Consider the following 12,219-nt stretch of genomic DNA (forward strand, 5'->3'; position numbering starts at 1 on the left):
CCGCGCGACGATGACCCGCCGGGCGCGGTGGTCGACGACATCGCCGGTGACTCGGATACCGCCGTGGTTTCCGATATCGCGGCATCGGCCGCACCCGTCGCGTCCGGCGCCGGATCACCCGATACCGCGGCAGCTCCGGATAGTTCGGACAATACGGGCAAGTTTCATCTGCGGCTGAGCAACTTCGAGGGCCCGTTCGATCTGCTGCTGCAGCTGATCAGCTCCCGCCGCCTCGATGTCACCGAGGTCGCCCTGCACAAGGTGACCGACGAATTCATCGCCTACACCAAGGCTTTGACCGCGCAGGCCGAGGCCAGTGGACTGCGCGCGGACAAGGTCCTCGACCAGACCACCGAATTCCTGGTGGTGGCGGCGACCCTGCTCGATCTGAAGGCCGCCCGTTTGCTGCCCTCCGGTGAGGTCACCGACGAAGAGGATCTGGAACTCCTGGAGGCGCGTGACCTGCTCTTCGCCCGCCTGCTGCAATACCGCGCCTTCAAGCAGGTGGCCGAACTGCTCGCCGAGTTGGAAGCCGCCGCGCTCCAGCGCTACCCGCGCGCGGTCTCGCTCGAGGAGCGCTACCTGGACCTGTTGCCGGAGGTTACCCTGGGAGTTGACGCGGCCGGATTCGCCGAGGTCGCCGCGGCGGCCTTCCGGCCCCGGCCGGTGCCCACGGTCGGGATCGACCACATCCACCAGCACGCCGTGTCGGTCGCCGAACAGGCGGCGATCATCCTGGAGTTGCTGAAGGCCAAGGGCGCTGGCGGCTGGACGACCTTCCATGAGCTGATCGTCGACTGCGAGGTGCCGGTGCAGATCGTGGCCCGTTTCCTGGCGCTGCTCGAGCTCTACCGGGGCAGGAATATCGAATTCGAGCAACCCGATCCGCTCGGCCCGCTCCGGGTCAGCTGGACCGGCGAACCCAGCGCGGCCAAGGAGACCGGCGGCGCGATATACGACACCATCAGCGACGAGGAGTACGGGTGACCGAGGTGACAGACCCCACCGGCGCACAATCGGCCGCCACCCCCGCACCGGATGCGGTCGCACCCGCCACCCGGGGGCAGGATTCGGAATCCGCCGCGCGGGCGGCGACCTCGGCAGCCGTACCACTCGCGGCGAGCGCCGGGGACGCCGTGCCCGACTCCGGCCACGAAGGCGAGCGCGCCGATCGTGCCGGAACATCGGCAGCCGCCGGAAGACCCGACGGGGTATCGACGTCCGGCGACCTCCAGGCGCGGTCCGTCCCGGGGTGGGCGCGCGAGGAAGGGGCGGTCGGCACCGACGGGGAGTCCGGCGTTGCTGCCGGAACGTCCACGGTCGCCGACGTATCCCTCAGGCCGGCGGGTCCCGGCGACGCTCCCGAGCGGTCCGGCGAAGCCGTACCGGAGCGCGGTGCGGCCGTTGCGGAGGACGGGTTCATCGGCGCGGGCACGCCGGGGTCGCCAGCGGATGGTGAGCTGGTGGGAGAAGGGCGTTCCGGGGTGGAACCGGCTGCTCGCTCGGGGGCCGCGGATGAGAGCGTCGCCGTCGCCGACCGGTCCAGCCCAGTGTCGGAGCCCGGTGAGAACGCGGAGGAGCACGTCGCCGATTCGAGCTTCCCCGCCGGGTCGAAGGACTCGGGGGCGGGAGATTCCGATCACTCCGGCATGGCGTCGAACCCAGGCGAGTTTCCGGATGGGGCGCTGTTCGAGGAGTCCGACGCGGGGGAGCGGCTCGACGAGGCGGAGTTCCGGTCGGCGCTGGAGGCGATGCTGCTGGTGGTGGACGCGCCGGCGGCGGTGGAGATGCTGGCGTCCGCGCTGGACGACCGGGTCGACCGGGTCGAGCGGGCGCTGCGGGAGATGTCGGCGGAGCTGACCGCGCGGCGCAGTGGCATGGATCTCAGATTCGTGGGCGACGGCTGGCGTTACTACACGCGGACGGAGTTCGCGCCGTATGTGGAACGTATGCTGTTGGACGGCGCACGCTCCAAGCTCACTCGCGCCGCTTTGGAAACCCTGGCCGTTATCGCCTATCGTCAACCGGTTACGCGAGCACGGGTGAGTGCGGTGCGGGGCGTGAATGTGGACGGCGTGATCCGGACCTTGCTGGCGCGAGGTCTGATCTCGGAGGCCGGGGCCGACCCGGACACCAATGGCACCCTGTACGTCACCACCGAGCTGTTCCTGGAGCGGATCGGACTCGCGTCGCTGACCGATCTGCCGCCATTGGCCCCCCTGCTCCCAGGGGTGGATCTGATCGACGAGATCAACGAGAGCCTGGAGACCGATCCCCGGTACACCAAGCTGAGAAAACCGACCGAGTCGGATATCGACCTCGGTACCGAAGAATGAACCGAAATTAGGACAACGTGAATACACCCGCTCGCCGAGATGGCACACCGGATCGTAGGAAACGTGGTTTCGAACCGCCCCGCGGCGGTTCGGCACGCGGCCGCGGTGAATCCCCCCGTGGCGCCCAGCCGACCCGCGGTGGCAGCACCCGCGGCGCCCAGTCCTGGGACTCCCGAGGCGGCTCCGGCCGCAACGCGCAATGGGACGCCCGCGGCACCGGTCAGGGCCGCGGCCCGGCCGGTCGCGGAACCTCCTCGCGTGGAGCGGATTTCCGCGGCGACCGCACATACGGTGGCGACTCCCGAAACTCCTGGTCGAACGACGATTCCCGCAGCGACCGTTCGCGCGGCGGTTCCCGGACCGGCCGTGCGGGCGGCGGCACCCGAGGCGGGGAGTGGAACCGGAGCGGCGGTTCGCGTGGTAACGAGTGGAATCGGGGCGGCGGTCAGAGTCGTGGCGGCAGCGGGCGTGGCGGCGATCGGGATCGCGGTGCCGAGTGGTCGCGCGACGGGAACCGTGGCGCGACTCCGCGCGGCGGTGGACGCGGTTCGGCTCCCGCCGGCGGCTTCCGCGGCGCGGGATCCCGTGGTCAGGGCGATCACCATATCGGTGGCAGCCGCGGCCGAATCGGCGGCGGCCGCCCGTTCGCCCCGACCACCGCCCCCGGCGCGAAGGCCAATGCCGCGCCGACCACCGGCAAGCAGAAGCAGCCGAAGCCGCAGCGCATCGTGGTCACCGGCCCGGTGCTGAACAATGCCAAACCGGCCCGCCGCCAGCATGTCGAGCCCGAAGCGCAGGGGCCGAAGAAGCTGCCGTGGGGTGAGGGCGAACGCCTGCAGAAGGTGCTCGCCAAGGCCGGGGTGGCCTCCCGCCGCGCCGCCGAGGAACTCATCAACCAGGGCCGCGTCGAGGTCGACGGTGCGATCGTGCGCGAGCAGGGCCTGCGCATCGATCCCGATCACGCCGTGGTGCGTGTGGACGGCGTGCGGGTGGTGGTCCGCGACGAACAGGTCTACCTGGCGCTGAACAAGCCCAAGGGCTGGCAGTCCACCATGGCCGACGAGATGAACCGCCCCTGCGTCGGCGATATCGTCGCCGAGCGCGTGGTGGCCGGTCAGCGCCTGTTCCACGTCGGCCGCCTGGACGCCGACACCGAGGGCCTGCTGCTGCTCACCAATGACGGCGATCTCGCGCACCGCCTCATGCATCCCTCCTTCGAGGTCTCCAAGACCTACCTCGCTACCGTCGCCGGTGAGATCCACGGCCGTGAGGTCGGCAAGCGTCTGCGCGACGGCGTCGAACTGGAGGATGGTCCGGCCAAGGTCGACCGTTTCCAGGTACTCGAGGTCGGCGAGGGTAAGTCGTTGGTGAAGGTGGTCCTGCACGAGGGCCGCAAACATATCGTGCGCCGCCTGCTGGCCGCGGTCGGCCATCCGGTGACCGCGCTGGTGCGCACCAATATCGGACCCGTCGCACTGGGCGATCAGCGCCCGGGCACGCTGCGGGTACTGGGTCGGGACGAAATCGGGAAGCTCTACGAGGCGGTGTCGTTGTGAACGGTGTGAGGAGTGCGATGGTGGCCGAGGATGCGCTGACGGGTACGGGCCCGCTGGTCGTCGCCATGGACGGCCCGTCGGGCACCGGCAAGTCGAGCGTGTCGCGACGCCTGGCCACCCGCCTCGGCGCCCGCTACCTGGACACCGGGGCGATGTACCGGGTGGCGACGCTGCGCGTGCTGCGCAGCGGTGTCGATCTCACCGATGCCGCCGCCATCGTGGTGGCGGTGAAGGAGCTGCCGCTGTCCATCGGCACCGATCCCAGCCGTGAGGTCATCGAACTCGACGGTGAGGACGTCTCCGCCGAGATTCGCGGCAATGCCGTCACCAAAGCGGTGTCCGCGGTGTCCGCGGTGCCGGAGGTGCGTGACCAACTGGTCGCCCTGCAGCGCGATATCGCCGCCACCTCGGGCCGCATCGTGGTGGAGGGACGCGATATCGGCACCGTGGTGCTGCCCGCCGCCGATGTGAAGGTCTACCTGACCGCTTCCGCCGAGGCGCGGGCGACGCGGCGCAACGCGCAGAACATCGCCGAGGGTCGCGGTGACGATTTCGCGGCGGTGCTGGCCGATGTGCAGCGCCGCGACAACCTCGACTCCACCCGCAAGGTGTCGCCGCTGCGTCCCGCCGAGGACGCGGTGCTGGTGGACACCAGCGAGCTGAATATGGACGAGGTCATCGACGAGCTGTATCGCGTGGTGCGGCAGCAGATTTCGGCAGGAGGTGCGTAGTGACGCAGGATACTTTTGCCGGAGACGGCGTCTGGGCCGACGAAACCGATTGGGAGCTGGCCGAACTCGCCGGTGAACATGACGAGGCCGAGCAGGTGCCGATGCCGACGGTGGCCATCGTCGGCCGCCCGAATGTCGGCAAGTCCACGCTGGTGAATCGGATTCTGGGCCGCCGCGAAGCGGTGGTCGAGGATGTGCCGGGCGTGACTCGCGACCGCATCAGCTACGAGGCCAACTGGGCCGGGCGCAAATTCCTGGTACAGGACACCGGCGGCTGGGAGCCCGACGCCAAGGGGCTGCAACAGTCGGTGGCACGCCAGGCGGAGATCGCCATGCAGACCGCCGACGCGATCCTCGTGGTGGTGGACGCCACGGTCGGTGCGACCGCCACCGACGAGGCCGTCGCGAAGACGCTGCGCCGCAGCAAGACCCCGGTCATTCTGGTCGCCAACAAGGTGGACGATCAGAAGGGTGAGGCCGAGGCGGCGTCGCTGTGGTCGCTCGGGCTGGGTGAACCGCATATGGTGTCGGCCGCACACGGCCGCGGCACCGGCGACCTGCTCGACGACCTGCTGGCGGTGCTGCCGGAAACCCCGCGCGAGGGCACCGGCGGTACCGGCGGCCCGCGCCGCGTGGCGCTCATCGGCAAGCCGAATGTCGGCAAGTCGAGTCTGATCAACAAGCTGTCGGGCTTCGAGCGCTCGGTGGTGCACGATGTGGCGGGCACCACCGTCGACCCGGTCGACTCCCTGGTCGAATTGGGCGGCAAGCCTTGGCGTTTCGTCGACACCGCGGGGCTGCGCCGGAAGGTCGGCAATGCCAGCGGCCACGAGTTCTACGCCTCGCTGCGCACCAAGTCGGCCCTGGAGGCCGCCGAGGTGGCGGTCATGCTCATCGACGCCTCGCAGCCCATCACCGAACAGGATCTGCGCGTCATCAGCATGGTCGCCGACGCCGGTCGCGCTCTCGTGATCGCCTACAACAAGTGGGATCTGGTCGACGAGGACCGCCGCTTGGCGCTGGAACGCGAGATCGAGCGGGAGATGGTGCAGGTGCAGTGGGCGCTGCGCGTCAATATCTCCGCCCACACCGGCCGTGCCGTCCAGAAGCTCGTGCCCGCCATGGAAACCGCCCTGGAATCCTGGGACAAGCGCATTTCGACGGGCCGCCTGAACGCCTGGCTCAAGGAAGTCGTCGCCGCTACCCCGCCCCCCATGCGCGGCGGCCGCCTCCCACGCGTCCTCTTCGCCACCCAGGCATCCACCCGCCCGCCCACCTTCGTCCTCTTCACCACCGGCTTCCTGGAAGCCGGCTACCGCCGCTTCCTGGAACGCCGCCTCCGGGAAGAATTCAACTTCGACGGTTCTCCCGTCCGAGTGAACATCCGAGTCCGCGAGAAGCGCGAACGCAAGAAGTGACGCACGAGGGGGAACCGGTGGCGGCGGTCTCTCGGCCGTTGCCGCCACCGGTTCCCCCTCGCGGTGGTCAGCCGAAGGGGGCGCGGTCGGCGGGGCAAGTGGTGCCGGGGGCGGGGAGCGTCAGGTCGATGAGGTACGCGTCGCCCAGTTCCCGGGTGCAGGTGCTGGATGTGGTGTGGCCGTAGCCGTCCAGCACGACCAGGCGGGCATTGCCGACGATCTGGTGGGCGCGTTCGGCGCGGAACAGCGGAGTGGCCGGGTCGAAGCGCGCGTTCGTCAGGAGTGCGGGGGTGTCGGTGTTCAGGGTCCACGGTCCGGTGTAGCGCTGCGGGTACCCGTCGGCGGGGGAGTGCCAGGCTCCGCACGCCTGGACGGGATAGAGCCAGTACGAACCGAAGGTCGGGGCCGCGGATTCGATGACGCGGGCCAGCGTCGGCCACAGGCCGGGGTCTTTCGGGAGCCGGACGTCCGCGCAGGTGATGGCGGTGAACGACGTCATGAACGCGGCGGTGAGCGGGGTGCTGTCGAGAATGGCGGCGACGGTGCCGGGATCGCCGTCCGGGCCGCGGTCCACCTCGGCAAGCAGGGTTCCGAGCGTGGGCCAGTAGTCGGGGTCGTAGAGCAGGAAGACCTGCGCGGGCAGGAATTCGGCGTAGGTGACGGCGCGAGCGGCGTCCCCGGAGCCGACGGTGATCGGTCCCTCGCGAAGTTTGTCGAGCAGCGCCAGATTGCGGGCGCGCACCTCGCCGTCCGCGAAAGCGCAACGGGGCGAACCGGCCTCGGCGCACAGGCGGGCGAATTCGGTGAGCACCTGTTCGGTTCCGATGGCCGCTTCGGCGAGGCTGGTCAGCGTGTACTCGGTGTAGCCGACGGGTTCGATCATGGCACCGAGCCCGAGAGCGCGGACCCGGTCGCCGAACAGCGCCCCGTACACCTCGCCGAGATAGCTGGCGTAGGAACCGCCCGTGTAGGTGAGGGTGGCGTCACCGACGGTGCGGCGCAGCAGGTCCAGATCGCGGGCGGCGTCGACGGTGGTGAGGTGGGGGAGTAGCTCGCCGGAGTGGGCGGCGCAGCCGTCGGCCAGTTCCCGGCTGAGTCGCTCCAGTTCGTCGTACTGCCGCTTCGAAGTGGGCAGTGGAGCGTAGCGCGACCAGAAGTCCTCCTGCGCGGCGGTGTCGGCGAAACAGCGCACCTGCGCGCTGCGACCGATCCCGCGCTGATCGAAGGTGACCAGGTCGAAACGCTGTGCCAGTTCCGGTGATCCGAGTCCGATATCGCGCGCCGCGTCGATACCGGAGCCACCCGGTCCGCCGACGGCGGAGAACAGGGTGCCGATGCGCCGGTCCGGGTCGGTGGCCGGTTGCCGGACGACCGCCAGATCCAGGGTCGCGCCATCGGGTTTCGCGTAGTCGAGCGGGACTCGGGCTGTCGCACACTGGAATCGGTCCAGCCCGGGTTCGGTGCAGGTGGTCCAGTTCAGTATCGGGGTCGGGGCGGCGTCGGCCTGCGCGACCAGTTCCGTCGCCGCCGCTTCGGCGGTGGCGGGGGCGGTCGACGTCAGCAACAGTCCGGCCAGCAGCGTTGTCGCGAGCAGTGCTCCTCTGCGCATACTCCATCGTGCCCGCATGAGGATGAACCGTGCCAGCGGCAGTTAAAATATCCCCATACTCAGATATGCGCATTTAGGCATGCAAATTCGACATGTTGCGGCAGGGTCGTGCTCGCTCCCAATGGGATAGGGCGAGCCACGACGAAGGATGTTCGGTGGCGGGAAGCCGGGTCGGGCACCTGCGTCGAAGGCGTCCGACCCGGCTGGAACCGGTTGGTGTTCAGCTGATCTCGGCGGTGAGTGGGAGATCCGTCACCGACGTGCCCACGTGGAGGGTGAACGAGCCGGGTTCGGTCGCCCAGCCCGCCTCGGTCCAATGCTCGAAAGCCCGCTGCGGCAGGGCGATGCGCACCGTGCGGGAAGCGCCGGGGGTGACCGTGACGGCGGCGAATCCGGCCAGCCAGCGCACGGGGCGGTCCACCGCGCTGTCCGCCCGGGACAGGTACGCCTGTACCACCTGCTTGCCCTCGCGGTCACCGGTATTGGTGACCGTCACGGTGGCGGTCCGGCCGTCCACGCTGAGATCGCCGAGCGACCAGGTGGTGTAGCCGAGTCCGTGACCGAATGGATAGGCCGGGGCCACAGCGGATTTCAGCCACGCCCGGTAACCGACGTGAATGCCCTCGGTGTAGGGGAGTGTGCCATCGGCCCGCGGTGTCGTCGACAGCACCGGCACGTCGGCCATGTGTGCGGGCCAGGTGGTGGGCAGTCGCCCGCCGGGTTCGACCGCGCCGGTGAGCACATCGGCGAGGGCGGCCCCGAACTCCTGGCCCGGGAACCAGGACAGCAGTACGGCCGCCACATCGCCGCGCCACGGCATTTCCACGGGCGCACCGGAATTGACCACCACGACGGTGCGCGGATTGGCGGCGGCGACGGCCGCGACCAGTTCGTCCTGGCGGCCGGGGAGGCGCAGATCGGTGCGGTCGAAACCCTCGGATTCGATCTGTTCGGTGGTGCCGACCACGACGACCGCCACATCGGAGGTGCGCGCCAGTTCCACGGCGGCCGCGAATTCCTCCGCGGCGGGACGCTGCGGCCGGGTGATGCCGAAGGTGAGACCGAGAATGACGCCGAGGCCCGGGATGGCGGGTGGTGCGGCGACGGTGATGCGGACGTCGACCTCCTGCCCTTCGGCGAGGGTGCGGGTGACCGCGCGCTGGGGTGGGTAGAGGATCGCGCCCACCGGATCGGTGCCCTCGAAGGTGATGGTCTCGTCGAGGGCGGTCTCGCCGTCGAGTTCCAGCCGGGCCTGTCCGAGGGTGCCGACGCCGATCTGCCACGCACCGGCCACGTCGGCGCGCAGCCGAGCCCGGATCTCGAGGGTCGTCGCCGTGGCGGCCTTGCGGTCGCCGAAGAGCATGAGATTGCCCGCGGTGCGGTGCTGGGTGTCGATGACGGTGTCACCGTCGAGGTAGCGCAGACTCACTCCCGGTGTGCCGGTGTCGGGATCGGTGACCAGCTCCAGCGGCACCGGAATCAGCTTCTCCTCGAGTCGCACGCCGGGCGTGTGCCGCACGGTGAGAACGGTTTCGAGGCCCTCGACGGGTGTGGTGGTGTGCGCGGGGATGACGGTGGCGCTGCCGCCGCCCATGAAGCGCGGCAGGTCGGCGTGCGGTCCCAGCAGCGCGACCGTGCTGTCCGGCGCGAGCGGCAGCACACCGTCGTTGCGTACCAGCACCATGCCCGCGGCGGCGGCGCGCCGCACCAGATCCTGTGCCCGCTCGTCGTCGAATTCCGGTGTGGCCTGCGGTGATCCGTGCAGCGCACCCACGCGCTGGGCGAAGCGCAGGATGCGTCGTACCTTCTCGTCGATCGCGGCTTCGGGTACCTCACCCCGGCGTACCGCCTCCTCGAGCGGCGCACCCCAGAGCATGGGCGGTCCGGGCATGGCGATATCGGTGCCCTGGGCGGCGGCGGTGGTGGTGCGCACCGCTGTCCAGTCCGACACCACGACGCCGTCGAATCCCCAGCTGCCCTTGAGTGGTTCGTCCAGCAGCGGGTTCTCGGTCATGGTGATGCCGTGGACCGAGTTGTAGGCGTCCATGATCATCCACGCGCCCGCGTCGACGCATCGCTCGAACGGGTACAGGTACAGCTCGCGCAGCGCCCGATCGTCGACACGCACATCGACGGTGAAGCGGTCGGTCTCGGAGTCGTTGGCCACGTAGTGTTTCGGGCACGCGCTCACGCCGTGCGCTTGGACGGCGCGCACGTAGGCCGCGGCCATGTCGGCGGTGAGTACCGGATCCTCGGAGAAGCATTCGAAATGTCTTCCGCCCAAGGGGGACCGATGTAGATTGACAGTGGGGCCGAGGACCGCGTACACGTCTTTGCGGCGTGCCTCGTGGGCGATGAGCGCGCCGATCTCGGTGAGCAGTTCGGGATCCCAGGTGGCGGCGACGGCGGTACCCGACGGCAGACTCACCGAGGGGTCACGCTCGTCCCAGTATTCGCCACGCACCCCCGACGGCCCGTCCGATACCGGCATCTCGGCCAAGCCGATATCCGGATCACCGGCGAAGCGGAACATGCCCGCACCCGAGATCAGCCGCAGTTTGGCGGGTAGGTCGAGTTTCGCGAGCAGGTCCTCGATGAGTTCGTCCATGCGATGTCCCGTTCCTTCTCTCGATTATCGGCGAATATCGGGCTACTGAGCGGTGGCGTGGTCCCAGAACGCCACCAGGTCGGTGCACACCTGGGCCGGTCGATCCTCGTTGGGCAGATGCCCGACGCCGGGATACACCGCGCGCCGCGCGCCCAGGGCCGCCGCGAACCGCGCGTGCACCTCGGGATTCCAGAGATCGCCGGTATCGCCGTAGGCGACCAGAATGGGTACGCCCGCCGCCCGGAGCACGGAGGGATCGGCCAGCGGCGGCACCTCCATTACCTGCAGAATGCCGAGGATATTGGCCTTCTTGGTGGCCAGGATGCGCCGGTGGAGGAAGTCGATGCGCGCCGGATCGGCCGAACCGGCGGCGAACAGGGCGCTGCTCATCTGCTGCCAGATGAACTCCTGACCGCCCGCCTCGACGGCCTGGGCGACCAGGCTCGGCGGCGGGAAGTTGATGTCCGACACCGAGGACGGGCCGGAGGCCAGCAGGGTGAGCGTCCGGAAGCGCTCGGGCCGGGCCACCACCGCGACCCGCGCGACATACCCGCCGAAGGAATGGCCGACCAGATGGACGGGCTGCTGGCCGGACACCTGGTCCACGACCTTCAGCAGGTCGCCGGAGAAATCGTCCATGGTGTAGCCGTCGATCTGGTCGGGCCCGTCGGACTGCCACTGTCCGCGCTGGTCGTAGGCCACCGCCCGATATCCGGCGGCTGCCAACAGTGGCAGCATGGCGGCGAAATCCTCCTTGGACCCGGTGAATCCGGGCACCAGGACGACAGTGCCGCGGGCGTCGACGCCGGGCGGCGGCACGGCCTCCCAGGCCGCGAGGGTTCCGTACCCGCCGTCGAGGGTGAGGGGAACGATATCGGTGGGGGTGTCGGCGGCCTGGCTCATGGGATCGAGTGTGCCAGCGCATTCACCGCTAACCGAGCGGGCACTCGGGAATGTTATCAAGCCGAGATATTATGGTTGGGGTGGCCGATGCGGAGGGGTGGCACGGCCGCGGCTACTGTCGGCCTGGAAGACGGCGGAAGGAGGAGGTCATGGCGCAGCGTCGCAGCCGCCCACGCGGCGAGGCGCGCCGCGAGCTGATTCTGGACGTGGCGTTGAAATCCTTTGCCGAGAACGGGTTTCGCGGTTCCTCGATCGCCGAGATCGCCGAGCTGTGCGGGCTGTCCCAGCCCGGCCTGCTGCACTACTTCCCGTCGAAGGCGGCACTGCTGGCCGCGGTGCTGGAGTATCGCGACCGGCTCGACGCCGAGCGGCTGAAATTCGGTGCGCCGCTATCGGGTCCCGACGCCCTGCGCCGCCTGGCTCGGCTGGTCGAACACAATACCCACGTGCCCGGACTCGTGCAGCTGTTCACGGTGGTGACGGGGGAGTCGGTGACCGATGACCATCCGGCGCACGCCTGGGCGGCGGATCGCTACCGCCGATTGGAGTCGGGCTTGGCCCGTGCCCTCGACGCGGGAATCGCCGAGGGCACGGTGCGCGCCGATATCGACACCAAAGCCGTTGCGCGGCAGGTGTTCGCGATGATGGACGGCCTACAGCAGCAGTGGCTGCTCGATCCCGACGCCGTCGATATGGGTGCGCTGTTCGGCGACTACATCGAGCAGGTCATCGCGCATATCGCCGGATAGCCGCGAACCAGTCGAGCAGTGCCGGATCGTCGATGGCGGTACGGGCCACCACAGTGTCGGGGTCGGCTCCCCGGAGCAGTTTCTTCAGCGGCACTTCGAGTTTCTTGCCGGTGCGGGTGTGCGGGATACCCGGTGCCGCGATGATCTCGTCCGGAACGTGCCGGGGCGACAGTTCGGTCCGGATCGCGGTGGTGATCCGCTCACGTAAGCGATCGTCGAGGTGGGTGCCGTCGGTGAGGACGACGAACAGGGGCATCCAGTAGCCGCCGTCGGGTTGTTCGATGCCCAGGACGAGGGATTCGGTGATTT

General features: G+C 69.4%; 9 protein-coding genes and 1 pseudogene. 6 read left to right on the forward strand and 4 right to left on the reverse strand.

Features of this window, described 5'->3' with window-relative positions:
• The first annotated feature begins 63 nt into the window (after positions 1-63).
• The 5 genes and pseudogenes from ON31_RS12270 (at position 64) to der (ending at position 6,041) form a co-directional block, all read left to right on the forward strand.
• The gene (locus tag ON31_RS12270) at positions 64-987 is read left to right on the forward strand and encodes a segregation and condensation protein A (RefSeq protein WP_081592397.1); all 924 of its coding nucleotides are present in this window, start codon (positions 64-66) and stop codon (positions 985-987) included.
• Positions 988-1,649: 662 nt separating this feature from the next.
• A complete protein-coding gene (scpB, locus tag ON31_RS12275) occupies positions 1,650-2,336 on the forward strand; it encodes an SMC-Scp complex subunit ScpB (protein WP_029928425.1) in 687 nt (228 codons plus the stop codon).
• A gap of 536 nt (positions 2,337-2,872) precedes the next feature.
• Positions 2,873-3,892 (forward strand): annotated as a pseudogene (locus ON31_RS12280) (pseudouridine synthase); the annotation flags it as partial.
• Between the two features lie 17 nt (positions 3,893-3,909).
• Complete coding sequence (gene cmk / locus ON31_RS12285; RefSeq protein ID WP_051037135.1) at positions 3,910-4,623, forward strand: (d)CMP kinase; 714 nt, start codon at positions 3,910-3,912, stop codon at positions 4,621-4,623.
• Positions 4,623-6,041, forward strand: coding sequence for a ribosome biogenesis GTPase Der (der, locus tag ON31_RS12290; protein WP_029928419.1), 1,419 nt, complete (start codon positions 4,623-4,625; stop codon positions 6,039-6,041). Before cmk ends, der begins: the two co-directional genes overlap by 1 nt.
• Positions 6,042-6,108: 67 nt before the next feature.
• Here the strand turns inward: der and ON31_RS12295 are convergent, their stop codons facing one another.
• The 3 genes from ON31_RS12295 to ON31_RS12305 form a co-directional block, all read right to left on the reverse strand.
• Positions 6,109-7,650, reverse strand: a complete 1,542-nt coding sequence (locus tag ON31_RS12295) for an alpha/beta hydrolase (RefSeq protein ID WP_051037136.1) — start codon at positions 7,648-7,650, stop codon at positions 6,109-6,111.
• Between the two features lie 220 nt (positions 7,651-7,870).
• Positions 7,871-10,258, reverse strand: coding sequence for a beta-glucosidase family protein (locus tag ON31_RS12300; RefSeq protein ID WP_039813027.1), 2,388 nt, complete (start codon positions 10,256-10,258; stop codon positions 7,871-7,873).
• 42 nt (positions 10,259-10,300) lie between these two features.
• Complete coding sequence (locus ON31_RS12305; protein ID WP_051037137.1) at positions 10,301-11,161, reverse strand: alpha/beta fold hydrolase; 861 nt, start codon at positions 11,159-11,161, stop codon at positions 10,301-10,303.
• 149 nt (positions 11,162-11,310) lie between these two features.
• Between ON31_RS12305 and ON31_RS12310 the strand changes: the two genes are divergently transcribed.
• Positions 11,311-11,910, forward strand: a complete 600-nt coding sequence (locus ON31_RS12310; RefSeq protein ID WP_039813030.1) for a TetR/AcrR family transcriptional regulator — start codon at positions 11,311-11,313, stop codon at positions 11,908-11,910.
• Here ON31_RS12310 and ON31_RS12315 read toward each other — a convergent pair.
• The coding region (locus ON31_RS12315) for an AMP-binding enzyme (RefSeq protein WP_039813033.1) at positions 11,888-12,219 on the reverse strand (332 nt) is incomplete at its 5' end. The two genes, ON31_RS12310 and ON31_RS12315, sit on opposite strands and share 23 nt — an antisense overlap.

Source organism: Nocardia otitidiscaviarum NBRC 14405, from assembly GCF_000308635.1.
Lineage (GTDB): Bacteria > Actinomycetota > Actinomycetes > Mycobacteriales > Mycobacteriaceae > Nocardia > Nocardia otitidiscaviarum.